This window comes from Thiohalobacter sp. IOR34 (genome assembly GCF_030406045.1).
Taxonomy (GTDB): domain Bacteria; phylum Pseudomonadota; class Gammaproteobacteria; order Thiohalobacterales; family Thiohalobacteraceae.
In genome coordinates this window covers 2,541,036-2,564,606 of the sequence record NZ_CP128988.1, presented here as the reverse complement: position 1 = coordinate 2,564,606, position 23,571 = coordinate 2,541,036, and the positions used below count along the sequence as shown (strand labels likewise).

Annotated in this window: 21 protein-coding genes; 11 read left to right on the top strand and 10 right to left on the bottom strand. The window is 67.7% G+C overall.

Annotated elements, in window-relative coordinates; genetic code table 11:
- Positions 1–36: 36 nt before the first annotated feature.
- Positions 37–1,293, bottom strand: a complete 1,257-nt coding sequence (gene rho, locus QVG61_RS11915) for a transcription termination factor Rho (protein ID WP_289930861.1) — start codon at positions 1,291–1,293, stop codon at positions 37–39.
- A gap of 204 nt (positions 1,294–1,497) precedes the next feature.
- Complete coding sequence (gene trxA, locus QVG61_RS11910; RefSeq protein WP_289930860.1) at positions 1,498–1,824, bottom strand: thioredoxin TrxA; 327 nt, start codon at positions 1,822–1,824, stop codon at positions 1,498–1,500.
- Between the two features lie 265 nt (positions 1,825–2,089).
- Between trxA and rhlB the strand changes: the two genes are divergently transcribed.
- The 5 genes from rhlB (at position 2,090) to gspF (ending at position 9,173) form a co-directional block, all read left to right on the top strand.
- Positions 2,090–3,388 carry an ATP-dependent RNA helicase RhlB gene (gene rhlB / locus QVG61_RS11905; protein WP_289930859.1) on the top strand — a complete coding sequence of 433 codons (1,299 nt, stop codon included), beginning with the start codon at positions 2,090–2,092 and terminating at the stop codon, positions 3,386–3,388.
- A 95-nt stretch (positions 3,389–3,483) separates the two neighbouring features.
- On the top strand, positions 3,484–4,332 hold the full coding sequence (gene gspC, locus QVG61_RS11900) for a type II secretion system protein GspC (RefSeq protein ID WP_289930858.1): 849 nt from the start codon (positions 3,484–3,486) through the stop codon (positions 4,330–4,332).
- Positions 4,333–4,489: 157 nt separating this feature from the next.
- Positions 4,490–6,451 carry a type II secretion system secretin GspD gene (gspD, locus tag QVG61_RS11895; protein ID WP_289930857.1) on the top strand — a complete coding sequence of 654 codons (1,962 nt, stop codon included), beginning with the start codon at positions 4,490–4,492 and terminating at the stop codon, positions 6,449–6,451.
- Positions 6,448–7,947, top strand: coding sequence for a type II secretion system ATPase GspE (gene gspE, locus QVG61_RS11890; protein WP_289930856.1), 1,500 nt, complete (start codon positions 6,448–6,450; stop codon positions 7,945–7,947). The genes gspD and gspE overlap by 4 nt, the downstream gene beginning before the upstream one ends.
- A gap of 8 nt (positions 7,948–7,955) precedes the next feature.
- The gene (gene gspF / locus QVG61_RS11885) at positions 7,956–9,173 is read left to right on the top strand and encodes a type II secretion system inner membrane protein GspF (protein WP_289930855.1); all 1,218 of its coding nucleotides are present in this window, start codon (positions 7,956–7,958) and stop codon (positions 9,171–9,173) included.
- Positions 9,174–9,393: 220 nt separating this feature from the next.
- Here gspF and QVG61_RS11880 read toward each other — a convergent pair whose 3' ends face one another.
- Positions 9,394–10,125 carry an MBL fold metallo-hydrolase gene (locus QVG61_RS11880; RefSeq protein WP_289930854.1) on the bottom strand — a complete coding sequence of 244 codons (732 nt, stop codon included), beginning with the start codon at positions 10,123–10,125 and terminating at the stop codon, positions 9,394–9,396.
- 18 nt (positions 10,126–10,143) lie between these two features.
- Positions 10,144–10,761: a hypothetical protein gene (locus QVG61_RS11875; protein WP_289930853.1), complete on the bottom strand. Its 618-nt coding sequence runs from the start codon at positions 10,759–10,761 to the stop codon at positions 10,144–10,146.
- A 139-nt stretch (positions 10,762–10,900) separates the two neighbouring features.
- Between QVG61_RS11875 and QVG61_RS11870 the strand changes: the two genes are divergently transcribed.
- Complete coding sequence (locus tag QVG61_RS11870; protein ID WP_289930852.1) at positions 10,901–12,109, top strand: MFS transporter; 1,209 nt, start codon at positions 10,901–10,903, stop codon at positions 12,107–12,109.
- Between the two features lie 719 nt (positions 12,110–12,828).
- On the opposite strand, the gene cpdA is transcribed toward QVG61_RS11870, so the two are convergent.
- The 4 genes from cpdA to argE all read right to left on the bottom strand — a co-directional run bounded on the left by cpdA (position 12,829) and on the right by argE (position 16,988).
- Positions 12,829–13,626, bottom strand: coding sequence for a 3',5'-cyclic-AMP phosphodiesterase (gene cpdA, locus QVG61_RS11865; protein ID WP_289930851.1), 798 nt, complete (start codon positions 13,624–13,626; stop codon positions 12,829–12,831).
- 13 nt (positions 13,627–13,639) lie between these two features.
- A complete protein-coding gene (locus QVG61_RS11860) occupies positions 13,640–14,149 on the bottom strand; it encodes a cytochrome P460 family protein (RefSeq protein ID WP_289930850.1) in 510 nt (169 codons plus the stop codon).
- 44 nt (positions 14,150–14,193) lie between these two features.
- Entirely contained in the window at positions 14,194–15,519 is a 1,326-nt protein-coding gene (gene argA / locus QVG61_RS11855; RefSeq protein ID WP_289930849.1) for an amino-acid N-acetyltransferase, read from the bottom strand.
- 308 nt (positions 15,520–15,827) lie between these two features.
- Complete coding sequence (gene argE / locus QVG61_RS11850; protein WP_289930848.1) at positions 15,828–16,988, bottom strand: acetylornithine deacetylase; 1,161 nt, start codon at positions 16,986–16,988, stop codon at positions 15,828–15,830.
- 125 nt (positions 16,989–17,113) lie between these two features.
- On the opposite strand from argE, the gene QVG61_RS11845 reads away from it, so the two are divergent.
- Both QVG61_RS11845 and ilvD read left to right on the top strand, forming a co-directional pair.
- Positions 17,114–17,851, top strand: coding sequence for a DUF6499 domain-containing protein (locus QVG61_RS11845; protein WP_289930847.1), 738 nt, complete (start codon positions 17,114–17,116; stop codon positions 17,849–17,851).
- Positions 17,852–17,982: 131 nt separating this feature from the next.
- Entirely contained in the window at positions 17,983–19,665 is a 1,683-nt protein-coding gene (gene ilvD, locus QVG61_RS11840) for a dihydroxy-acid dehydratase (RefSeq protein ID WP_289930846.1), read from the top strand.
- Between the two features lie 113 nt (positions 19,666–19,778).
- Here ilvD and QVG61_RS11835 read toward each other — a convergent pair whose 3' ends face one another.
- Entirely contained in the window at positions 19,779–20,444 is a 666-nt protein-coding gene (locus QVG61_RS11835) for a TIGR04211 family SH3 domain-containing protein (protein ID WP_289930845.1), read from the bottom strand.
- 171 nt (positions 20,445–20,615) lie between these two features.
- On the opposite strand from QVG61_RS11835, the gene QVG61_RS11830 reads away from it, so the two are divergent.
- The 3 genes from QVG61_RS11830 (at position 20,616) to ampE (ending at position 22,443) form a co-directional block, all read left to right on the top strand.
- Entirely contained in the window at positions 20,616–20,954 is a 339-nt protein-coding gene (locus tag QVG61_RS11830) for a thioredoxin family protein (RefSeq protein ID WP_289930844.1), read from the top strand.
- Positions 20,951–21,499, top strand: coding sequence for a 1,6-anhydro-N-acetylmuramyl-L-alanine amidase AmpD (gene ampD / locus QVG61_RS11825; protein WP_289930843.1), 549 nt, complete (start codon positions 20,951–20,953; stop codon positions 21,497–21,499). The genes QVG61_RS11830 and ampD overlap by 4 nt, the downstream gene beginning before the upstream one ends.
- Positions 21,500–21,573: 74 nt before the next feature.
- Complete coding sequence (gene ampE, locus QVG61_RS11820) at positions 21,574–22,443, top strand: regulatory signaling modulator protein AmpE (protein ID WP_289930842.1); 870 nt, start codon at positions 21,574–21,576, stop codon at positions 22,441–22,443.
- Between the two features lie 124 nt (positions 22,444–22,567).
- Here ampE and QVG61_RS11815 read toward each other — a convergent pair whose 3' ends face one another.
- A complete protein-coding gene (locus QVG61_RS11815; protein WP_289930841.1) occupies positions 22,568–23,344 on the bottom strand; it encodes a hypothetical protein in 777 nt (258 codons plus the stop codon).
- Positions 23,345–23,571 lie beyond the last annotated feature (227 nt).

Genomic DNA, 23,571 nt, shown 5'->3' with positions numbered 1-23,571 from the left:
GTAGGAGCGGCCTCCAGGCCGCGATCGGGGCTGGTCTCAGCGCTTCATGGAGTCGAAGAACTCGGCGTTGGTCTTGGTGGCCTTGAGGCGGTCGAGCAGGAATTCCATGGCCGCCAGTTCGTCCATGCCATGTAGCAGCTTGCGCAGGATCCACATCTTCTGCAGCTCGTCCGGCTTGGTCAGCAGCTCTTCGCGGCGGGTGCCGGAGCGGTTGATGTTGATCGCCGGGTAGACCCGCTTCTCGGCGATCTTGCGGTCGAGGTGGATCTCCATGTTGCCGGTGCCCTTGAACTCCTCGTAGATCACGTCGTCCATGCGCGAGCCGGTCTCGATCAGGGCGGTGGCGATGATGGTCAGCGAGCCGCCTTCCTCGATGTTGCGCGCCGCCCCGAAGAAACGCTTGGGGCGGTGCAGGGCATTGGCGTCCACGCCGCCGGTCAGTACCTTGCCGGAGGAGGGCACCACGGTGTTGTAGGCACGCGCCAGTCGGGTGATGGAGTCGAGCAGGATGACCACGTCGCGCTTGTGCTCGACCAGGCGCTTGGCCTTCTCGATGACCATCTCGGCGACCTGCACATGGCGGCTGGCCGGCTCGTCGAAGGTCGAGGAGACCACCTCGCCGCGCACCGAGCGGGCCATCTCCGTGACCTCCTCGGGTCGCTCGTCGATGAGCAGCACGATCAGGTAGCACTCGGGGTGGTTGGCGGTGATCGACTGGGCCATGTTCTGCAGCAGCATGGTCTTGCCCGCCTTGGGCGGGGAGACGATCAGGCCGCGCTGGCCCTTGCCGATCGGCGCCGCCAGGTCGATCACCCGCGGGGTGATGTCTTCGGTGCTGCCGTTGCCCAGCTCCAGCTGCAGGCGCTCGGTGGGATGCAGCGGGGTGAGATTCTCGAACAGCACCTTGTGCTTGGCGTTCTCCGGCTTCTCGAAGTTGATCTCGCTGACCTTGAGCAGGGCAAAGTAGCGCTCGCCCTCCTTGGGGGGGCGGATCTTGCCGGATACGGTGTCGCCGGTGCGCAGGTTGAAGCGGCGGATCTGGCTGGGGGAGACGTAGATGTCGTCCGGGCCGGCCAGGTAGGAGCTGTCGGCGGAGCGCAGGAAGCCGAAGCCGTCCTGCAGGATCTCCAGCACGCCGTCGCCGTAGATGTCCTCGCCGTTTTTGGCGTGCGCCTTGAGGATGGCGAAGATGATGTCCTGCTTGCGGGCGCGGGCGATGTTGTCGATGCCCATGCTCTGGGCTAGTTCCACGATTTCCGCGGCGGATTTTTTCTTCAGTTCGGTCAGATTCATGATATTTGGAAGTCGAAGGGTAAGGGCTGTGGAAGCGCGCCTGCGGCGTCCCGAAAGGGGTGTTTCACGCTGCTTCGGGTTTGGGAGAGATGCCGCTGACGGCGGAAAAACAGGAGTTTTCTTATGCGAGTGGGCGAAGGTTAGCACGCCCGGGGCGGGCCGTCCAGCCGCCGTGCCGGAGGCCCGCCCGCGGTCAGGGCCGGCTCAGAGATTGCTGTCGATGAAGGCCGTCAGCTGGGACTTGGACACCGCGCCGACCTTGGTGGCCTCGACGTTGCCGTCCTTGAACAGCATCAGGGTCGGGATGCCGCGGATGCCGTATTTCGGCGGCGTCTGCGGGTTGTCGTCGATGTTGAGCTTGGCGATCCGGATCTTGCCGGCATACTCGCTGGCGATCTCGTCCAGGATAGGGGCGATCATCTTGCAGGGGCCGCACCAGTCCGCCCAGTAGTCCACCAGCACCGGCAGCGGCGATTTCAGGACCTCTGCCTCGAAGGAATCATCGGTGACATGAATAATCGGGTCGCTCACGTTGTCGTAACCTCCTGTCTGTCTGCAATCCAGCGTCTCACGGGTCAACAGCACGCTTGTTCGTTCGGGAGTCTGGGGTGGTACGGCCCCGGCCGGGACCGGCTGTTGGCGGTGGATGGCGGATCGTCTGGCTTCTGGTTCTGCGCCCCGCGGCCGGGACGAGCTGAGCCCATTTCAGCCGAATCCCTCCGCCAATGCAAGTCCGGCGCCGTGAAACCCCGCCTGCGAGCGACAGCTTGACATTAATTGGGTATGCTAAGCGGCCATGAGTGACCAACATCTGACCGAGACCCGTTTTTCCGATTTCGATTTCAGGCCGGAGATCATGCAGGGCATCGAGGAGGCCGGCTTCACCCGCTGCACCCCGATCCAGGCCGAGGCCCTGCCGCCGGCGCTCGAAGGCCGCGACGTGGCCGGCCAGGCGCAGACCGGCACCGGCAAGACCGCCGCCTTCCTGCTCGCCACCTTCCAGCGCCTGCTCAGCCATCCCCCGGCCGCGGACCGCAAGCCCAACCAGGTGCGGGCGCTGATCCTCGCCCCGACCCGGGAGCTGGCCATCCAGATCCACCGCGACGCCCTGGTCCTCGGCAAGCACACCGGCCTCAGCCTGGGGCTGGCCTACGGGGGTACCGGCTACGAACAGCAGCGCAAGACCCTGGAGGAGGGCGTCGACATCCTGATCGGCACCCCGGGGCGGATCATCGACTACTTCAAGCAGCGCGTGTTCGATCTGCGCCAGGCGCAGGTGGTGGTGCTGGACGAGGCGGACCGCATGTTCGACCTCGGCTTCATCAAGGACGTGCGCTACCTGCTGCGCCGCTGCCCGCCGCCGGAGCAGCGCCTCGGTCTGCTGTTCTCGGCCACTCTCTCGCACCGGGTCAACGAGCTGGCCTACGAGCACATGAACAACCCGCACACGGTGCGCATCGAGCCGGAACAGGTCACTGCCGAGCGGGTGCGCGAGGTGCTCTATCACGTCGCCAACGAGGAGAAGATCCCGCTGCTGATCGGTCTGCTGCAGCACATGGACCCGCGGCGCACCATCGTCTTCGCCAACACCAAGCGCGCCGTGGATCGTATCTGGGGCTACCTGGAGGGCAACGGCTTCAAGGCCGCCATCCTCTCCGGCGACGTGCCGCAGAAGAAGCGCCAGCAGTTGCTGGCCCGCTTCCAGGCCGGCGAGTTGCCGGTGCTGGTGGCCACCGACGTCGCCGCCCGTGGCCTGCACATCCCCGATGTCAGCCACGTGTTCAACTACGATCTGCCGCAGGATGCGGAGGACTACGTGCATCGCATCGGCCGCACCGCGCGTGCCGGAGCCGAGGGCGATGCGGTCAGCTTCGCCTGCGAGACCTATGTCTATTCCCTGCCGGAGATCGAGGAATACATCGGCCACAAGATTCCCGTCGAGGCCGTGCCCGAGGACTGCCTCGCCGAGCTCAAGCCGCCGGTGCGGGTGGAGCGCCGGCCCCGGCGGGGCGAGGGCGGACGCCGGCAAGGGGGGCGTGGCGGCAAGGGCGGCGGCCGGCCGCAGCGGGCCCGGCGTCGCGAGGGTGGACGCTGAGAAGCCGCCACGAAGACAATAATTGATGTGAACGAGGGGCGCGAGGAGTGCCCGGGCGCCTGATTCCGGCGCCCGGTGCCGACTGAAACATAATCATGCACGCACGAGGCATCACCCACTGGCTGAGCGGGCCGCGCGCCGCACGGCTGCCCCGCGGCCTGACCCTGCTGCTGGCGGCGTTGCTGCTCTATCAGCTGGCGCGGCTGACCTGGCTGCTGGTGCCGGCCCCGGCGACAGAGCCGGCCGCCCTGCCGTCGGAGGCGCCGCCGCCCGTGGCCGCGGCCCCGGCGCCGCTGGAGCGCATCGCCGACTGGCACCTGTTCGGCGCCGCCGAGCGCCCGGCGCCGGTCAGGGCTGCGCCCATCGATGCCCCCGAGACCCGGCTCAAGCTGGTGCTGCACGGCGTGTTCGCCTCGACGGACCCGGCACAGGCGCGGGCGATCATCGCCGCGCCCAACGGCAGCAGCAAGATCTACCGGGTCGGCGATACCCTGCCGGGCGGAGCCGAGCTGAGCGAGATCCACCCCGACCGGGTGATCCTGCAGCGTGGCGGTCGCTACGAGACCCTGCGCCTGCCGCGCGAGCGCAGGGGGGGCGCCGTGGCTGCGCCCACGCCGGCCGTCGACCGCGCCAGCGAGCTGCTGCGCGAGTATCGCAGCCGCATGCTGAGCAACCCCCGCTCCCTGGGGGAGTTGCTGCGACCGGTGCCGTACCGCGAGAACGACAGGTTCGGCGGCTACCGGCTCTATCCGGGGAGCCGCCCCGAGCTGTTCCGCCAGCTGGGGCTCAGGCCCGGTGACCTGGTCACCGAGGTCAACGGTATCCCGCTGGACAGCGCGGCGCGGGCCATGGAGGTGCTCAAGGGGCTGCGCGAGAGCGACCAGCTGCAGCTGCACATCCGCCGTGGGCGACGGGAGATGGATCTGAGTTTCAGGTTGTCGTGAAAAGCGGAGAAGTCAGAATCCAGAATCCAGAAGTCAGAAGTCAGAAGTCAGAAGTCAGAAGTCAGAAGTCAGAAGTCAGAAGTCAGAAGTCAGAAGTCAGAAGAACAGGGGATGGTGAGGCAATGGTGAGCAGGGCCTGGCGAGAGGCGTCTTTGACATGAACAACACGAATCGAAGCTTTCCGTGGCGGGGCTGGCTGGCCGGGCTGGTGCTGCTGTTGGGTCTGGGCAGCCAGGCCTCGCTCCGGGCCGAGAGCGTGACCCTCAATCTCAAGGATGTGGACATCAATGTCCTGATCGAGACCGTGGCCGAGATCAGCGGGCGCAACTTCATCGTCGATCCGCGGGTCAAGGGCAAGGCCACGGTGATCTCCTCGCGGCCGATGGATGCCGAGGAGGTCTATCAGGTGTTCCTGTCGATTCTCAAGGTGCATGGCTTCGCCGCAGTGCCGGCCGGCCAGGTGGTGAAGATCGTGCCCGACGTCAGCGCCAAGCAGGATGCCATCCCCACGGTGCAGAGGGCCCGCCAGGTCCGCGGTGACCAGATGGTCACCCGGGTGGTGCAGATCGACAACGTGGCCGCCGCCCAGCTGGTGCCCATCCTGCGGCCGCTGGTGCCGCAGCAGGGCCATCTGGCCGCCTATCCGGCGACCAACGTGCTGATCATCTCCGACCGGGCCGACAACGTCGAGCGCCTGGTGACCATCATCCATCGCATCGACCAGCAGAGCGACAGCGAGATCGAGGTGATCCCGCTGCAGCACGCCTCGGCCACCGAGGTGGTGCGCATCCTCAATGCCCTGAAGCGCGGCCAGCCGGGCAAGCAGCCGGCCGCGGCCGGTGGCGCGGTGCTGATCGCCGACGAGCGCACCAACAGCGTGATGCTGGGCGGCGACCGCGCCGAGCGGCTGCGGCTGCGGGCAGTGATCACCCACCTGGACACCCCGCTGGAGCGGGGTGGCAACACCCATGTGCTGTATCTCAAATACGCCAAGGCCGAGGATCTGCTCAAGGTGCTGACCGGGGTCAGCAGCAGCATCGAGAAGGGCCAGAAGGGCAAGGTGCCGCCGACCAAGGGCGGGGTGAACATCCAGGCCGACGCCGCCGCCAACGCCCTGGTCATCACCGCCCCGCCGGACGTGTTCCGCTCCCTGCAGTCGGTGATCCGCCAGCTCGACGTGCGCCGGGCCCAGGTGCTGGTCGAGGCGGTGATCGCCGAGGTCACCGCCGACAAGGCGGCCGAGCTCGGCGTGCAGTGGCGCGCCACCGAGGACACCAGCGGCAGCGGTGGCATCGGCGGCACCAACTTCGACGTCACCACCTCGATCAACACCGTGACCCAGAATCCGCTGGCCACCGGCAACGGCCTCAGCCTGGGCTACTTCGAGGGCACCACCAGCATCCTCGGCAACGACATCCTCAACCTCGGTGCCCTGGTCAAGGTGCTGGCCAGCGACAGCGGTTCCAACATCCTCTCCACCCCGACCCTGGTCACCCTGGACAACGAGGAGGCCGAGATCGTGGTGGCCCAGAACGTGCCCTTCATCACCGGCCAGTTCACCAACACCGGTGCCGCCTCGGGGGCCACCAACCCCTTCCAGACCATCCAGCGGCAGGACGTCGGCCTGACCCTCAAGGTCAAGCCGCAGATCAACGAAGGCGACTCCATCCGCCTGGACATCGAGCAGGAGAGCTCCAGCGTCAGCCAGACCGCGATCACCGGTGCGGCGGACATCATCACCAACAAGCGTTCCATCAAGACCAGCGTCATGGTGGCGGACCGCCAGGTGGTGGTGCTCGGCGGGCTGATCGATGACAAGCTGACCGAGAACGTGCAGAAGGTGCCGCTGCTCGGCGACATCCCGGTGCTCGGCTACCTGTTCAAGTCGCAGCGCACCTCCAAGGTGAAGCGCAACCTGATGGTCTTCCTGCGGCCGGTGATCCTGCGTGATGCCGTTACCGAGACCGACGTCAGCGCCGGCAAGTACAATTTCATGCGTGCCCGCCAGCTGCAGAAGCGCGAGGCGGGGGTCAACCTGATGCCGAGCAGCGAGGTGCCGGTGCTGCCCGAGTACGGTTCCGGCAGCCTGCTGTCCACGGAGGATGACGGCGAACAATGAGCGATCCCTCCCGCACGGCCGAGGACAGCGTGCTGCAGCCGAGCTTCGCCTTCGCCCGGCGTCACGGTCTGCTGGTCGATGGCGAACGCGATGGCGCGGTGCGGGTCCGTTACCGCCAGGACGCCACGCCGGCGGCGATCGCCGAGCTGCGCCGGGTGCTGGGCCGGCCACTGGCGCTGGAACCGGTGGATGCGGAGCAGTTCGAGGCCCTGCTGGCGGTCGCCTACGAGCAGGATAGCGGCCAGGCGATGCAGATGATGGAGGACCTTGGCGAGGATACCGATCTGCTGCATGTCGCCGAGGCCCTGCCCGAGCCGGAGGACCTGCTGGAGTCCGAGGACGATGCGCCGATCATCCGCCTGATCAACGCGCTGCTCACCGAGGCGATCAAGGAGAATGCCTCGGACATCCACATCGAGACCTTCGAGAACCGCCTGGTGGTGCGTTTCCGGGTGGACGGCGTGCTGCGCGAGGTGCTGCAGCCGCAGCGGGTGCTGGCGCCGCTGATCGTCTCCCGCATCAAGGTCATGGCCCGGCTGGACATCGCCGAGAAGCGCCTGCCACAGGACGGCCGCATCTCGCTCAAGGTGGCCGGGCGGGCGGTCGACGTGCGCGTCTCCACCCTGCCCTCGGGGCATGGCGAACGGGTGGTGCTGCGCCTGCTCGACAAGCAGGCCGGGCGGCTGGATCTGGAACACCTCGGCATGTCGAGCGAGGCGCGCAGCGTCATGGACCGCCTCATCACCCGACCGCACGGCATCATTCTGGTCACCGGCCCCACCGGTTCCGGCAAGACCACCACCCTCTACGCCATGCTCTCGCGGCTCAACGACCGCAGCCGCAACATCCTCACCGTGGAGGATCCCATCGAGTACTACCTCGACGGCATCGGCCAGACCCAGGTCAATCCCAAGGTCGACATGAGCTTCGCCCGCGGCCTGCGCGCCATCCTCCGCCAGGATCCGGACGTGGTGATGGTCGGCGAGATCCGCGACCTGGAGACCGCGGAGATCGCCGTCCAGGCCTCGCTCACCGGTCACCTGGTGCTCTCCACCCTGCACACCAATTCCGCGGTCGGCGCCGTGACCCGGCTGCGCGACATGGGCGTCGAGCCCTTCCTGGTGTCCTCCAGCCTGATCGGTGTCCTGGCGCAGCGCCTGGTGCGGGTGCTCTGCCCCGAGTGCAAGCAGCCCTACCAGGCCAACGCCCGCGACTGCGAGCTGCTCGGGCTGGAGCCCTCGGCAACCCCGACCCTCTACCGCCCGGTCGGCTGTCCGGCTTGCAGCCAGCTCGGCTATCACGGCCGGACCGGCATCTACGAGCTGGTCGAGGTCGACGAGCCGCTGGCGCAGATGATCCACGACGGCGCCGGCGAGGCGGAGATGGAACGCCATGCACGGCAGCGCTCGCCCAGCCTGCGCGACGACGGCATGCGCCGCGTGCTGGCCGGCGAGACCAGCATCGAAGAGGTGCTGCGCGTTACCCGCGAGGATTGATCCCGGGCATGGGTGCCTTCGAATACACTGCACTGGACGAGAGCGGCCGTGAGTGCAGCGGCGTGCTGGAGGGCGATACCGCGCGCCAGATCCGCCAGCAGCTGCGCGAGAAGCGGCTTACCCCGCTCAGCGTCGAGCCGGTGGTGGAGAAGGCTGGCGAGCAGCGCCGCATCCGCTTCGGCCTGTCACGCGGCATCAGTGCCGCCGAGCTGGCGCTGATCACCCGCCAGCTGGCAACCCTGGTGCGTTCCGCCCTGCCCCTGGAGGAGGCGCTGCGCACCGTCTCCCAGCAGACCGACAAGCCGCGCCTGCAGCGCATGCTGCTGGCTGTGCGGGCGCGGGTCATGGAGGGCCATACGCTGGCCCGCGGCCTGGCCGACTTCCCCCAGGCCTTCCCCGAGCTGTACCGGGCCACGGTCGCTGCCGGCGAGCAGTCCGGCCACCTGGACCTGGTGCTGGAACGCCTCGCCGACTACACCGAGAGCCATCAGCAGCTGAAGCAGAAGATCCAGCTGGCGCTGGTCTATCCCGCCATCCTCACCCTGCTGGCGATCGGCATCGTCACCCTGCTGCTGGCCTATGTGGTGCCCCAGGTGGTGCAGGTGTTCGAGAACATCGGGCAGCAGTTGCCGCTGCTGACCCGAGGCCTGATCGCGGTGAGCGGTTTCGTGCAGGACTACGGCTGGCTGCTGCTGTTGCAGGTGTTGCTGGCGGGGGTGGCGTCGGCGCTGTTGCTGCGCAACCCGGCGATGCGTCGCCGCTGGCATCGGTTGTTGCTGCAGGTGCCGCTGGTGTCGCGTCTGGTGCGCGGCGTCAACACGGCGCGCTTCGCCCGCACCTTCAGCATCCTCGCCGCCAGCGGTGTGCCGGTGCTGGATGCGCTGCGCATCTCGGCGGGGGTGATGGCCAATCTGCCCATGCGCGAAGCGGTGGAGGCGGCGGCACGCAAGGTGCGCGAGGGGGCGAGCATCCACTCGGCCCTGGAGAAGAGCGGCTACTTCCCGCCGCTGACCCTGCACCTGATCGCCAGCGGCGAGGCCAGCGGCCGCCTGGAGGCGATGCTGGAACGCGCCGCCATCAGTCAGGAACGCGAGATCGAGACCCTGGTCGCCACCCTCCTGGGGCTGCTCGAACCGCTGCTCATCGTCGGCATGGGCGGCATGGTGCTGGTCATCGTGCTCGCCATCCTGTTGCCGATCTTCGATCTCAACCAGTTGGTGAGGTGAAGTCAGAAGCTAGAAGCTAGCCCGGATATTGCCCAATCGCGGCCTGGAGGCCGCTCCTACGGGGTGTGGCGGCACAATATGTTGTAGGAGCGGCCTCCAGGCCGCGATACCCGCGGGTCCAGCCATGCCATCATCGGGGGACCTGACGCAATATTCGGGCTAGAAGCTAGAAGTCAGAGCGGCCTCCCGGCCGCGATCGAGGGTTTCCCAGGCCGGCCCTTCAGCCGACTGCCGTGCCGACCTCCAGCGCCTCGAACCAGTCCAGGAAACGCTTGACGTCGTCACCGCGGAAGATGCGGCCGTGCTGGGGGGCGAGCATGTCGATGTCGAGGGCGCGCACCCGCCGGATCCAGTCCTGTTTCGCCTTGTTGGAGGGCATCCAGCGCTGGTGGAACATCTTCATCTTCGGGATGTGTTCCTCGAAGTCCTCCACGAACATGGGCGCACCCTCGGGTTCCAGCGCCGCGCCCACGTCGCCGCTCATCAGGATCCGCGCGGCCGGGTCGTAGACGTGGAAGTTGCCCGAGGCGTGCAGGTAGTGGGCCGGGATGAACTGGATCTGCGCCGTCTCCAGCGACAGGGTGCTGCCCTCGTCGGGGATGGCCACGTATTCGATGTGGTTCAGCCCGAAGTGGCGCAGGAAGCCCTCCCACAGCCAGGGGGCATGGAGCCGTGCATGGGGCAGGGCCTGGTCCCAGAGTCCGAGCGAGGAGATGATGTCCGGGTCCTGATGCGAGGCGAACAGGTCGGTGATGGCATCGATGTCGGTGAAGCGCAGCACCGAGGCCAGCATGGCGGAAAAGATCTCGATGCCGCCGGGGTCCATCAGCAGGGCCCGCTTGCCGTCGACGATCAGATACTGGTTGGTGTCGATGATCTTCTCCGGCTTGTCGGGGTCGCGCCCGAAGGCGATCCAGCGGTGGCGGCCGTCGTAGAGGGTCGTGGTTTTCATCTTGGGTCACCCATGGGGTCAGGATGCATGCTTGAGCTGTTCGATCAGGGAGCGGCAGGCGCCGATCTCCTTCTGGATGTCGTTGGCCGCCTCTTCCACGCTGCTGGCGATGGATTCCAGGTAGGGGCGGAACTCGCCGGCCCGCGCCGCCTCGGTGCGTGAGTTGGTGACGATGATGTTGGCGCCGCGCATGCCCTGGCGGATCTCCTCCAGCTCCAGGCTGAGGATGTGGATGGTCTCGCGGATGTCCTCTTCCAGGGCGTCGTGCTTGGCCTCGGCGGCGCCGATCAGTTCGTCGAGGTAGGCTTTGCGGCGCTGGCCTTCCAGCTTGCGCCGGGTCTGCTCCAGGTGGCCCTTGGCGATATGGCTGCGCTGCGAGGCGACCGAGGTGCGGGAGACGGAGAGCGCGTGCTGGTTGATCCGGGTGGCGTGGTGGATGGTGTCGTTCGCCATCTCGGCGATGAAGTCGGTGATGGGGCGGAAGCCCATGGCCTTCTCCCCGGCCCGGGCGGCCACGCCCTTGGCGTTGCTGGCGCTGAGCGACATCAGCTTGGCGATGTGCATCACCCGGTAGAGATGGCCGGCGAGTGTTGCGGCGATCACGAAGGCCGGCCTCTGGTGGTTGTTCTGTGCCATGGGTGTTGTCACGTCCTCCCTGAACTCATCGCTGCAGCTTAGTGCGTGGGCCCGCCTGCGGCAAGTCCGTCGTCGGTGTGCTGCTCTGCGGGGGCGTGCCGGCGTGCCGGGTGCCGGCTTTTGCGGTAGGCTCGCGGCCATGCCACGCCTGTTCCGTTCCCTTCGTCACCGCAACTACCGGTTGTATTTCTTCGGCCAGATCCTGTCCCTGCACGGCACCTGGATGCAGAATGTCGCCCAGGCCTGGCTGGTGTACCGGCTGACGGAATCCAGCTTCATGCTCGGCCTGGTCAGCTTTCTCGGCATGGCCCCCGTGCTGCTGCTGGGGCTGTTCGGCGGCCTGGTGGCCGATCGCCTGCCCCGCCGCCGGCTGTTCCTGGGGGCCCAGGCCCTGGCCATGCTTCAGGCGCTGGTACTGGCCGGGCTGACCCTCACCGATGTGATCAGGGTGGAGCACGTCATGCTGCTGGCCACCCTGCTGGGCTTCGTCCATGCCTTCGAGATGCCGGCCCGCCACACCCTGGTGGCGGAGCTGGTGCCGCGCCAGGATCTGCACAACGCCATCGGCCTCAATTCCAGTACCTTCAACCTGGCGCGGACGCTGGGCCCGGTCACGGCCGGCTGGCTGATCGGCTGGCTGGGGGAGGGGGGCGTGTTCCTGCTCAATGCCCTGTCCTATCTGGCGGTGATCGTTGCCCTGCTGGTCATGCGTCTGACCGACAGCCCGCCCGGCGGTGGCAGCCGGGGGCGGGGTATCGTCGAGGGACTGCGCTTCGCCTGGCACGAGCGGGCGCTGCGCATGACCCTGCTGCTGGTGGGTGTCGTCAGCCTGTTCGCCAATCCCTATCTGGTGCTGATGCCGGTATTCGCCCGCGAAGTGTTCGGCGGCGGTGCCGAGCAGCTTGGGCTGCTGGTCGGTGCCGCTGGCGCCGGTGCCCTGGCCGGGGCCCTGCACCTGGCGCTACGGCACAAGGCGGCCGGGCTGACACGGCTGATCGCCCTCGCCGGGTTGCTGCTCGGTCTCGGCCTGCTGCTCTTTTCCCGCATCACGCTCTTCCCTTTGGCGCTGACGGTGCTGTTGCTGGTCGGTTTCTCACTGACCTCGGTGGCCGCAGCCAGCAACACCTTCCTGCAGCTCTCCATCCCGGATGCGCTGCGTGGCCGGGTGATGGCGCTGTTCTCGGTGATCTTCATCGGCTTCACGCCACTCGGCAACCTGCTGGCCGGCGCCCTGGCCGAGCGGTTGGGGGTACAGGCGGCGGTACTGCTGATGGGCGCTGTCGTGCTGCTCGGGGCGGCGCTGTTTGCATATGGCTGTCATCGCGCGCGGGTGCGCCGCGCATCCTGATCGCCCCCCGATCGCGGCCTGGAGGCCGCTCCTACAATGTGTTCCGTGGGTTCCGTGGCTATCGATCTTTTCGTGGGTTTCGCGGGTTTCGTGGCCATCGTAGGTTTCGCCTGACGACGGCGTGTGATACCCCCTTGATCGCGGCCTGGAGGCCGCTCCTTCAACGTTTTCCGTGGGTTCCGTGGCCATCGACCTTTTCGCGGGTTTCATGGCCATCGTAGGTTTCGCCTGACGACGGCGGGTGATGCCACCTTGATCGCGGCCTGGAGGCCGCTCCTGCACTGTTTTCCGTGGATGCCGTGGCCATCGATCTTTTCGTGGGTTTCGCGGGTTTCGTGGCCATCGTAGGTTTCGCCTGACGATGGCGGGTGATGCCACCCCCGATCGCGGCCTGGAGGCCGCTCCTACAACGTTTTCCGTGGGTTTCGCGGGTTTCGTGGCCATCGCCGGTTCCGCCTGGCGACGGCGGGTGATGCTATCCCCGATCGCGGCCTGGAGGCCGCTCCTGCAATGCCTTCCGTGGCCATCGATCTTTTCGTGGGTTTGGTGGGTTTCGTGGCCATCCTCGGTTCCGCCTGACGACGGCGGGTGATGCGATCCTCGATCGCGGCCTGGAGGCCGCTCCTACGCAAAATCGAGCTGCCATGCCCTGTAGGAGCGGCGTCCACGCCGCGATGGGGCGTCCTCCGCCACGGTCCCGCGGCCTGCGGCTTTTCTGGTCAGTACTCTTCCGGGGTCAGTTCCAGCCCCGCTGGCAGGTCTGCAATGCGTTCGATGCCGGTCTCGATACGGCCGTCCGCCAGAAGGCGCAGCCAGCGGTAGCCGGGGGGGATGGCCTCCAGGGTGAATGTCTCGCTGTCCGGCAGGAACTGGATGCAGGTGGAGGGACTGCCGAGCAGGCGCAGCTGGCCCAGGCTCAGATCGAGGTTCTGGTGGATGTGCCCGCAGACCAGGCCGCGGACGCGTGGCTCGGCGGCCAGCCGTTCCAGCAGGTGGTCGCCGTTGTCGATGACCATGGTGTCCAGCCAGTGGCTGCCGACGCGCAGCGGCGGGTGGTGCAGGCAGACCAGGACGTGCCGGGCGCCGGCCCCGGCGAGGCTTGCCTCCAGGGCCGCGAACTCCGCTTCATCGAGGTGGCCACCCTCGCTGTCCGGCAGGCTGGAATCGAGAAAGACGATCCGCCAGGGGCCGAGGTCGGCCTGTCGTACCCACTGCAGTCGCCGGCCGTCCAGGCTGCGGCGCATCGCTCCGGTCTCGTCATGATTGCCGGGCACACAGTAGACGGGGGCACGCAGGCCCCCGAAGAGGGCATGCAGCCGTCGGTAGCCTGCCTCCGAACCGTCGTGCACCAGATCGCCGCTGGCCAGCACCGCATCGAGGTGCTCGTGGCGCTGCCGCACCAGGGCGATCACCGCGGCCAGGGTGGCCTCGGTCTGCACGCCCTTCAGGCGGCCCTCGGGATCGGCGAACAGGTGACAGTCGGTGATCTGCGCCAGTTCGACAGGGCGGGCGGCCATGGCTGGACCGACCTCAGGGCAGGGTCACTGGCCGGGTGAAGACGTAGTCCTGGTCCTTGACCGGCTGGTGGCAGCCGAAGCATTCCTGTTCGAAGCCCGAGTCCTTGCCGTAGGGCCGCTGCTCCTGTCCAAGCCAGCGGGCGAAGCCCCAGCCGCCGGTGGCCTGGTACTTGGCGCTGTCCTTGATCATGAACTCGGCATGGACGAAGCGCCCAGGTATCGTGGCGGCTGGCCATTCGGGGTGTCTGGCGTCCTTCCAGACCAGCTTGGCAAGGATGGTGCCGTCGGGCCAGGGCCGGATGCGACCCTTGCGGGCGGCGGCCACCGCCACCGGATTGCCGAGGATGACCCGCAGGCTGTTGTTGTCGGTGCGGTGCGAGCTGCCGATCAGCTGCCAATCGCGGTAGCCGGCGGGGAGTTCGATGCCGTTGGGTGCGGGCGCGACCCCGGTCGCGGCGGCCGGTGCCGCGGTGCCGAGGCCAAGCAGGATGGCTGCCCAGGGCAGCAGACGGAATCGCAACATGGGATGCTCCTTTGCAAGGGATGAGGGCCCTGTCGGCCGCTCGTTTACTGCAGCGGCTTGATCAGGACCCGTGAATTTCGCTGGTAATTGTACAGGCTGCGCCGTTTCACCGGCAGCTCGCGCACGTCCGCCCGGCGGAAGCCGCGTTCCTGGAACCAGTGCGAGGTACGGGTGGTGAGCACGAACAGCCGGTCGATGCCCTGCTGCCGTGCATGGCGTTCGATGGCCTCCAGCAGCTGGTCGCCACGGCCCTGGCCGCGGTAGTCGGGGTGCACGGCCAGACAGGCCAGTTCGCCGAAGCCGTGGCCGTCCGGGTAGAGGGCGGCGCAGGCGATGATCAGGCCATCGCGCTCGACCACGAAGAAGCGGTCGATCTCCATCTCCAGCCGCTCCCGCGAGCGGCGCACCAGCACGCCCTCCTGTTCCAGCGGCTCGATCAGTTCCAGGATGCCGCCGACGTCGTCGATGCCGGCCTGGCGCAGGCCCTCGTAGGTCTCGGCGGTGATCAGGGTGCCGACGCCGTCGCGGGTGAACAGCTCGCTGAGCAGTGCGCCGTCGCTCTGGCGGCCGATCAGATGGCAGCGGCGCACGCCGCGCCTGGAGGCCAGCACGGCGCTTTCCAGGTGGCGCCGCATGTCCTCGGACAGGACGCGCCGGCCGCGCAGGATGGCCTGCGCCCCCGGCGGCGTGAGCTGGCGGATCAGCCGCCGCCGGCCGTCGGTCAGGCCGCGGCCCTCGACCAGCAGGATCAGCTTGTCGGCCTTGAGTTCGATGGCGGCGGCGGTGGCGACCTCCTCGGCGTGCAGGTTGAACACCTCGCCGGTGGGCGAGTAGCCGAGGGGAGAGAGCAAGACCACCCGGCCGATGCCGAGCTGCTCGCGGATGGCGGGGGCGTCGATGCGCCGCACCTCGCCGGTGTGCTGGTAGTCGATGCCGTCGCGCACCCCGAGCGGGCGGGCGGTGACGAAATTGCCGGAGGCGACGCCGAGCTGGGCGCCGGCCATGGGCGTCGCCGCCAGTCCCATCGATAGCTGGGCCTCGACCTCCACCCGCACGCTGCCGACCGCCTGCTTGACGCCGGCCAGGGCCCGGTCGTCGGTGATGCGCAGGCCCTGGGCGTATTTCAGTTCGGTGCCGCTCTCCTTGAGGCGCCGCTCGATCTGCGGTCGCGCGCCATGCACCAGCACCAGCCGCACGCCGAGGCTGTGCAGCAGACCGATGTCGTGCACCAGGGTGGCAAAGCCCGGATCTTCCACCGCCTCGCCGCTGAAACCGATGACGAAGGTGCGGCCGCGGTGCGCGTGGATATAGGGCGCGGCATGGCGGATTGCGTCGACGAAGGAGCAGCTCGGGTTTTTCTTCTTCGGCATGGGGGAAGGATATAGAAGCTGGAATTCAGAAGCCAGAAGCCAGAAGCCAGAAGCCAGAAGCCAGAAGCCAGAAGCCAGAAGCCAGAAGCCAGAAGCCAGAAGCCAGAAGCCAGAAGCCAGAAGCCAGAAGCCAGAAGCCAGGAGTCAGGAGTCAGGAGTCAGGAGTCAGGAGTCAGGAGTCAGGAGTCAGGAGTCAGGAGTCAGGAGTCAGGAGTCAGGAGTCAGGAGTCAGGAGTCAGGAGATACGGGGGTAGGAGCGATCGCCAGGTCGCGATGCGGCGCGAAGCGCCGCTCCTGACCCCTGAATCCTAGCTTCCAGCTTCTCCCAGGCAATACCGCCGGATCAGCGCCCGCAGCAGGTCCAGCGTCGGCGGAATGCGTTCCAGTGCCAGGTATTCATCAGCCTGGTGGGCCTGGTCGATGTCGCCCGGGCCGAGGATCACGGTGTCCATGCCGAGCTGGTTGAGATAGGGCCCTTCGGTGCCGAAGGCAACCGCTTCGGCGGCATGACCGCTGAGCGTCTCGGCAGTGCGCACGATGTCGGCGGTGGCCGCGGTCTCCATGGCCGGTGTGCCCTCGAACAGGGGCGTGATCTCCAGGATGAGGCCGCTGCCGGCGAGCGCCGCCTCCAGCCGCTGGCGCAGCTCGCCGCGCAGTGCCTCCAGAGCCATCCCGGGTAGTGGTCTGAGGTCGATGTGCAGCTCGCACTCGGCGCAGATGCGGTTGGGGTTGTCGCCGCCGTGGATGTGGCCGAGGTTGAGGGTCGGCGAAGGGACGGCGAACAGCGGGTTGCGGTGGCTGGCCTGGAGTTCGTCCCGCCAGGCCAGCAGCGCGCCCATGACCCGGTGCATGCCTTCCAGCGCACTGTTGCCCAGCGCCGGGTCGGATGAGTGGCCGGCGCGGCCGCGCAGGCGGATGGCCTCCATCATGATGCCCTTGTGCAGGCGTACCGGGCGCAGGCCGGTGGGTTCGCCGATCAGGGCGTGGCGGGCACGCGGCCGGCCCGCCTCGACCAGGGCCCGGGCGCCAGCCATGCTGCTCTCCTCGTCGGCGGTGGCGAGGATGATCAGCGGCGCCTTGAGCTGCCCGGCTTCGAGGTCCCGCGCCGCCTCGATGGCCAGCGCCAGGAAGGCCTTCATGTCCGCGGTGCCGAGGCCGTACAGCCGGCCGTCCGCCTCAGTGAGGCGGAAGGGATCCTGTTGCCAGCGGCCGGCATCGAAGGGCACGGTGTCGGTATGCCCGGCCAGTACCAGGCCGCCCGGCCCTGTGCCCAGGGTGGCGATCAGATTGGCCTTGTCCGGCCGCCCGGGCAGCGGCATCCGCTCGGTGCGGAAGCCGAGCGCCTGCAGCCAGGATTCCAGGCGTTCCACCACGGCCAGATTGCCCTGGTCGAAGGCAGGGTTGACGCTGCTCACCGAGGGGGCGGCAATCAGGTCGGCGATCATCTGCAGCAGGCCGGGTGCGGTCATGGCGGTTGCTCGGGCCGGTTCAAGGGGGATACAAGCATACAACCGCAGCGCCCGGCGTGCTGCCCCGTGCCTGTGGTCCGGGGCTGTGTTTCAATCTGCGTCGGACAGCAAAGGGGAGACAGCCCATGCCCGACTGGCGGGATGCAGACGACTACCGCTTTACCGACGGCCTGACCCGCGACCAGTGGGGTTGGGAATTCCTGCGCCGCAATCCGGACTACCAACGCGAGTGGGCGCGCTTCGATGCCCTCTGGCGGGCGCTGGAGGCCGACTACGGCCGGGCGCCGAACCGCGATTTTCATGCCTGGAAACGCGACCCGCGCGCCTATGTGGTGGTCGCCGAGGACGAGGCCGGCGACGGTTGCCGCATCGACCAGGACAGGGTGCTGATCGAATGTGCCCTGGGCGCCCGCTGGGGGTTCTACAAGTTTCCGCTGTCGCCCGATACCGACAATCCCCTGCCGCCGGAGCGCCTCGCCTGGCGGGAACAGCCGTCAAGGGTGCGGCGGCTGACCGGTTCTGACAGTGGCTATCTGGGCGACGACCCGGCCCGGATCGCGCTGGGCTTCGACCTCGATCTGCCGTTGCGCGACCAGCTGGAGCAGGCCAAGCGCTATCTGCTGGCCCGCCAGCAACGCCTGCGTCGTGAGGGCCGGCTGCAGATGCGCACCGTCGCCAAGCTGCGGGAGGACTGGCGTCTTGCCCTGCGTCTGCTGGATGCCGAAGCGGCAGGTGTCAGCCTGGACGAGATCGCCGGCACCCTCTTCGGCGGCGACACCGAAACCGCCCGCCATGGGCTTGAGGAAGCCCGGCGGCTGCGGGATGGCGGTTATCTGGAAATCGTGAAATTGCCCGAAGGTTGAAGGCGGGCAGGCACCTTGCGCGCACATCTCCAGCCCTGTATTGCCGGATGAACCTCGCCCCCCAAGCCGTTACAATAACCGTTTTTGAGGCTTTACGGCCCGCGCCAGTCGCGCACTCCCCGGAGACCCCCATGACCGAGAAGAAACTCAACCGCTACAGTTCCCGCATCACCCAGCCCAAGTCCCAGGGCGCGTCCCAGGCCATGCTCTACGGTACCGGGCTGACCGCCGAGGACATGGACAAGGCGCAGATCGGCATCGCCAGCGTCTGGTGGGAGGGCAACACCTGCAACATGCACCTGAACGACCTGGCGGCCTATGTGAAGGAAGGGGTGGCCGAGGCCGGGCTGGTCGGCATGCGCTTCAACACCATCGGCGTCTCCGACGGCATCTCCATGGGCACCGAGGGCATGAGCTATTCGCTGCAGTCGCGCGACATCATCGCCGACTCCATCGAGACGGTGGTCGCGGCGCAGTGGTACGACGGCCTGATCGCGCTGCCCGGCTGCGACAAGAACATGCCGGGCACGCTGATCGCCATGGGGCGGCTCAACCGGCCGGCGATCATGGTCTATGGCGGCACCATCCGTGCCGGCCATAGCCACGGCAAGCCGCTGGACATCGTCTCCGCCTTCCAGAGCTACGGCGAGTTCCTGGCCGAGAAGATCGACGACGAGGAGCGCCAGGACATCGTCGAGCACGCCTGCCCGGGGCCCGGCGCCTGCGGCGGCATGTACACCGCCAACACCATGGCCACCGCCATCGAGGCCCTGGGCATGAGCCTGCCCTACAGTTCCTCGACGCCGGCCGACGATGCCGCCAAGCTGCGCGAGTGCCACCGCGCCGGCGCCGCCATGCGCGTGCTGCTGGAGCGCGACATCAAGCCGCGTGACATCATGACCCGAGAGGCCTTCGAGAACGCCATGGTCATGGTGATGGCCACCGGCGGTTCCACCAACGCCGTGCTGCACCTGATCGCCATGGCGCGGGCGGTCGATGTGCCGCTGACCCTGGACGACTTCCAGGCCGTGTCCGACCGCATCCCCTTCCTGGCCGATCTCAAGCCTTCGGGCCGCTACGTCATGGAGGACCTGCACAACGTCGGCGGCATCCCGGCGGTGATGAAATACCTGTTGGCGGAGGGCCTGCTGAACGGTGACTGCCTGACCGTGACCGGGCGGACCCTGGCCGAGAACCTGGCCGAGGTCGACGACCTGGCGGAGGGTCAGGACGTGTTCCGCCGCCTCGACGACCCGATCAAGGAAAGCGGCCACATCCGCATCCTCAAGGGCAACCTGGCGCCCGGCGGTTCGGTGGCCAAGATCACCGGCAAGGAGGGCCTGCACTTCTCCGGTCCGGCCAAGGTCTACGACTGCGAGGAGGACATGCTGGCGGCGCTGGAGCGCAACGAGATCGACAAGGGCGACGTGGTGGTGATCCGCTTCGAGGGCCCCAAGGGCGGCCCCGGCATGCCGGAGATGCTGACCCCCACCTCGGCCATCATGGGCGCGGGGCTGGGCAAGGACGTGGCGCTGCTCACCGACGGCCGTTTCTCCGGCGGCTCGCACGGCTTCATCATTGGCCACATCGTGCCCGAGGCCCAGGAGGGCGGCCCGCTGGGGCTGATCCGCAACGGCGACCTGATCACCATCGACGCCGAGAAGAACACCCTCAGCGTGGATGTCAGCGACGAGGAGATGGCGCGCCGCCGCGAGGGCTGGACGCCGCCACCCTACAAGGCGACCCGCGGCACCCTGTACAAGTACATCAAGTGCGTGAAGAACGCCTCCTTCGGCTGCGTCACCGACGAGTAGGTATAGCCACGAAACCTACCAAATCCACGAAAAGGATTATTGCGGCGCACGCGCTTCGCGCGGCGCCGTGAAACCAATATTTCTTTCGGGGGTTTCGTGGCCTTATATGATTTCTACAGCGTGTCCCAGGAGGACCGCTTGCGGAAGCGGATGCGCGGCAGGATCAGGCCGAGGATGATGCCGACGATGATCACCCCGGCGCCGACCATGAACCAGTCGCGGGCGGTGCGGTCGCGCAGGGATTCGTTCTCCTGCACCAGGGTCTGCTGCTCGCGTTCCATGGCGATCAGCTTGTTCTTCAGCTCGCGATTCTCGCTGTCGATGGCCAGGGTGCTGGATGCCGTGCGGCGCACTTCCGCCAGCTGCTGGGCGAGCCGGCTGTTCTCTGCCTTGAGTTTGGCCAGCTCGGCTTCCACGGCGGCCTTGGCCTCTTCCAGTTCGGCGAGGCGGCTGCCGCGTGTCTTGTCCTGCATCTCCAGCTGGGCGAGCTTCTTTTCCGCCTGGACCAGGCGGTCGCGGGCGGCCGGCACCTTCATCAGGTAACGGCTCAGTACCCAGCCCTCGGCCCCGCTCGGTGCGCGTACCAGGCTCCAGCCGCTCGCCTTGTCGACCTCCAGCACCTCCACCGGCGTGCCGCTCGGCAGCATGCGGCTGATGCGGTGCTGCATGCTCTTGCCGGTGCGCATGGGGATCTCCAGGCGGTCGCTGACGAAGCGGGTTTCACTGAAGGCGGGCAGGGCCAGTCCCAGCAGCAGGGCAAAAACCAGTAGACGTTTCACGGGGACTCCTAACGACATGTGTCACACAGTGGGCAGATTCTACGCGAGGCGGGCGAAGGCGGAAGGTGAACCCCTTCACAGGCCGGACCGGCCGCCGTCGGCTGCCCGGCGTATCGGTGCTATCCTTGCGGGATGATTCGCGATTGGCGGCGTTAAATCAAGCCTGACGAGATGCTGGCACGGCTCGATCAATTCGATTTCCACGCCCGGCTGGGCGATCTGCCCGGGGCGTCGCTGGTGATTTTCACGGCCCCCTCCTGCGGCGCCTGCCGCCAGTGGCGGCGCCTGCTGGAAAGCTATCACCGGGATCATCCGGCGCTGCGCCTGTTCGAGGTGGATGCCGCCGAGGACCAGGCCCTGGCCCGCGAGTTCGATGTCTATCACTTGCCGGCGCTGTTTCTCTATCTCGATGGCGAGTTCCACAGCGCCCTGCAGTGCGAGGCGCAGCCCGCCGCGCTGGAGGCCGCCATCGATGCCGCCCTGGCCGGGCCGGGCGAGGAGGCACCTTGAGGGTCGCTGCCGACGGCTGGCTGACGGAGGTGCAGCGTTGCCCCTCGCCGAACTGCGATCCCCGTCCCGACCCGGAGGACGTCTCGCTGCTGGTCATCCACGGCATCAGTCTGCCGCCGGGGGAGTTCGGTGGTCCGGCCATCGAGCAGCTGTTCACCAACTGCCTCGATCCCCAGGGGCACCCCTATTTCCGGGATATCGCCGGCCTGCGTGTTTCCAGCCACTTGCTGATCCGGCGCGACGGTGCGTTGCTGCAGTTCGTGCCCTTCGGTGAACGGGCCTGGCATGCGGGGGAGAGCCGTTTCCAGGGACGCGCCGCCTGCAACGACTTTTCCATCGGTATCGAGCTGGAGGGGACGGACGACACACCCTACAGCGACCCGCAGTACCGGGCGCTGGCGGCAGTGATCCCCCTGCTGCAGGCCCGCTATCCGGGCATCGAGCGGACGCACATCGTCGGCCACAGCGAGATTGCGCCGGGACGCAAGACGGACCCCGGACCGGCCTTCGACTGGGGGCGGCTGCATCGCCTGCTCGATGCTTGACAGTGTGCGCGCCGCGCGGGTAGCGTGGCCGGCATGTCCGACATGCCCCACAGGTCAGCCCGGGTCGCCCTTCCATGACCCTGCTCTCCATCCTCATCGGCCTGCTGCTGGAGCATGTCTACGATCAGCTGCACCGGCTGCGTCGCTACGATCACTTTCATCGCTATATCGCCTGGATGCGCGCCCGCCTGCCGGTGCCGCCCTTCGGCGGCTGGGTGCAGCTGGCGACCCTGTTGCTGCCGCTGCTGTTCGCGGTGCTGCTGGTGCAGGGCGCGCTGCACGGCCTGCTCTGGGGGTTGCTGTCGCTGGCCTTCGGTGTCCTGGTGCTGCTGTTCTGCCTCGGTCCGCAGGATCTGTTCAGCGATATCGAACGCTATCGTCAGGCGCTGGCGGAGGGGGACCGCGAGCGGGCGCGGGCGCTGGCCGGCGAACTGCTGGGTGAGACCCCTCCGGACGATCTGCAGGCGGAGGCCGCCGCCGTCGTCGAGCGGTCGATGATCGAGGCCAATGTGCGCATCTTCGGTGTGCTGTTCTGGTTCGCCCTGCTCGGTCCCCTGGGGGCTGTCGCCTACCGTGCGGCGCGGGAGATGTGCAGCGAGCGGCTGGACGGCGACCAGGCCTTCAACGCCGCGGTCGACGACCTGAATGCCGTGCTCGACTGGGTGCCGGCGCGGCTGGCGGCGGCGGGCTATGCCCTGTCCGGGCATTTCGATGGTGCCCGGCAGGGCTGGCGGCTCTATGCCGAGAGTGGGGCTGCGCACAATCCGCTGGCCTCGGATGCCCTGCTGGCGGCGGTGGGGCTGGGGGCGCTGGACCTGGATGCGGATCAGCCGGTGGACGATTGGCCGGAGCGGCTGCACGCCGCCTCGCGCCTGATCTGGCGCACCCTGGTGATCTGGGTGTTCGTGATCGCCCTGCTGACCCTGGCGGGCTGGTTCGGTTGAGGCTTTCCAGGGATAGGGCCTATAGCCACGAAACCCACGAAGAAGTAACGTGCCTGCCTGCAGCGGGGCCGCATGAATTTGCATTACCTCAAGGACATGGTGTAACGGGACGGATCCTCCATGGCTATCCGCTCTGCAGCTTGTCCGCCGCGATGGCGCGCAGCCGTGGCACGGCGAGGCCGGCCGCCTCGGCGTGGGTCAGGGCGCGCTGCAGCCGTGCCGGCGCGCTGCGCCCGGTACAGCCGTGGTCGGGGTCGGCCTCGAAGGCCTCCACCATGCCGGCGATCAGGGCCGCATCGTCCAGCGGCTGGCCGCTCAGCCAGGCCTGGATCTGCAGCACCTCGGTCGCCACCTCGCGGGCCAGTTGCTGATGATGGCCCCACAGCTCGCCCACCGTGCCACCGGTCACCAGGCCGGCGATGTTGCTGGTGAGGATGTACAGGTTCTTGCGCACCAGCTCGTGGAGCAGCTCATCGGCACTGTCCAGCACCCGCGCGGGGATGTCGATCCCCTCCAGCGCGGTCTGCAGCAGGGCGGCCCCGGGGCCCCAGACCGGTGATGGCAGCAGCACCTTGGTGTCCATGCCCTGCTTCTTCTCGAACCAGACCGAGATCACCGTCGGCGCCCGCAGTCCCTGCGCCTCCCAGTCGCGGGGCAGCAGTTCGTTCTGCAGCAGCGCCAGGCGGGCGCGCCAGGGCGTGGGGATGGCGCTCAGGGTCGGCTGCAGATCGTCCTCCGCCACCGCCAGCAGCACCAGGGCCGGTTCCGGGATGCTGGCCGATTCCAGCGCCATGTCCATGTCGCGGGTGATGGGGAAGACGGGATGCCCGAGTCGCAGCAGGCCGCGGGCGAAGACCGCGCCCAGTTCGCCGATGCCGATGATCACCACGGGTTGTTTCATGAGGGGCTCCCGACTGTCGTCTGCTGAAGGAATCCGCCTTGCCGGCCGACCGGGGGCCGCCGCAAGGGCGGGGGAATCCTACCAAGGATTCGATTCCCGGGGCAGAAGGGCAGGGTGTCGCCGAGGCAACAAAAATCATCGGGAGCTCTGGGGGGCAAGAAACCCGGCGGCCCGGCCTTGCCCCCTTGCGGGCGAAGCGGTTAACCCGGATATTGCACCAAGGATTC

Excerpts from the sequence above, each read along its gene's own strand:
- gspF (WP_289930855.1), top strand. The coding sequence starts at position 7,956 with ATGGGTGCCTTCGAATACACTGCACTGGACGAGAGCGGCCGTGAGTGC.
- cpdA (WP_289930851.1), bottom strand. The coding sequence starts at position 13,626 with ATGGCCGCCCGCCCTGTCGAACTGGCGCAGATCACCGACTGTCACCTG.
- QVG61_RS11815 (WP_289930841.1), bottom strand. The coding sequence starts at position 23,344 with ATGAAACAACCCGTGGTGATCATCGGCATCGGCGAACTGGGCGCGGTC.
- QVG61_RS11880 (WP_289930854.1), bottom strand. The coding sequence starts at position 10,125 with ATGAAAACCACGACCCTCTACGACGGCCGCCACCGCTGGATCGCCTTC.
- QVG61_RS11875 (WP_289930853.1), bottom strand. The coding sequence starts at position 10,761 with ATGGCACAGAACAACCACCAGAGGCCGGCCTTCGTGATCGCCGCAACA.
- QVG61_RS11870 (WP_289930852.1), top strand. The coding sequence starts at position 10,901 with ATGCCACGCCTGTTCCGTTCCCTTCGTCACCGCAACTACCGGTTGTAT.
- rho (WP_289930861.1), bottom strand. The coding sequence starts at position 1,293 with ATGAATCTGACCGAACTGAAGAAAAAATCCGCCGCGGAAATCGTGGAA.
- ilvD (WP_289930846.1), top strand. The coding sequence starts at position 17,983 with ATGACCGAGAAGAAACTCAACCGCTACAGTTCCCGCATCACCCAGCCC.
- argE (WP_289930848.1), bottom strand. The coding sequence starts at position 16,988 with ATGACCGCACCCGGCCTGCTGCAGATGATCGCCGACCTGATTGCCGCC.
- QVG61_RS11830 (WP_289930844.1), top strand. The coding sequence starts at position 20,616 with ATGCTGGCACGGCTCGATCAATTCGATTTCCACGCCCGGCTGGGCGAT.
- QVG61_RS11860 (WP_289930850.1), bottom strand. The coding sequence starts at position 14,149 with ATGTTGCGATTCCGTCTGCTGCCCTGGGCAGCCATCCTGCTTGGCCTC.
- gspE (WP_289930856.1), top strand. The coding sequence starts at position 6,448 with ATGAGCGATCCCTCCCGCACGGCCGAGGACAGCGTGCTGCAGCCGAGC.
- QVG61_RS11845 (WP_289930847.1), top strand. The coding sequence starts at position 17,114 with ATGCCCGACTGGCGGGATGCAGACGACTACCGCTTTACCGACGGCCTG.
- rhlB (WP_289930859.1), top strand. The coding sequence starts at position 2,090 with ATGAGTGACCAACATCTGACCGAGACCCGTTTTTCCGATTTCGATTTC.
- argA (WP_289930849.1), bottom strand. The coding sequence starts at position 15,519 with ATGCCGAAGAAGAAAAACCCGAGCTGCTCCTTCGTCGACGCAATCCGC.
- gspC (WP_289930858.1), top strand. The coding sequence starts at position 3,484 with ATGCACGCACGAGGCATCACCCACTGGCTGAGCGGGCCGCGCGCCGCA.
- gspD (WP_289930857.1), top strand. The coding sequence starts at position 4,490 with ATGAACAACACGAATCGAAGCTTTCCGTGGCGGGGCTGGCTGGCCGGG.
- ampE (WP_289930842.1), top strand. The coding sequence starts at position 21,574 with ATGACCCTGCTCTCCATCCTCATCGGCCTGCTGCTGGAGCATGTCTAC.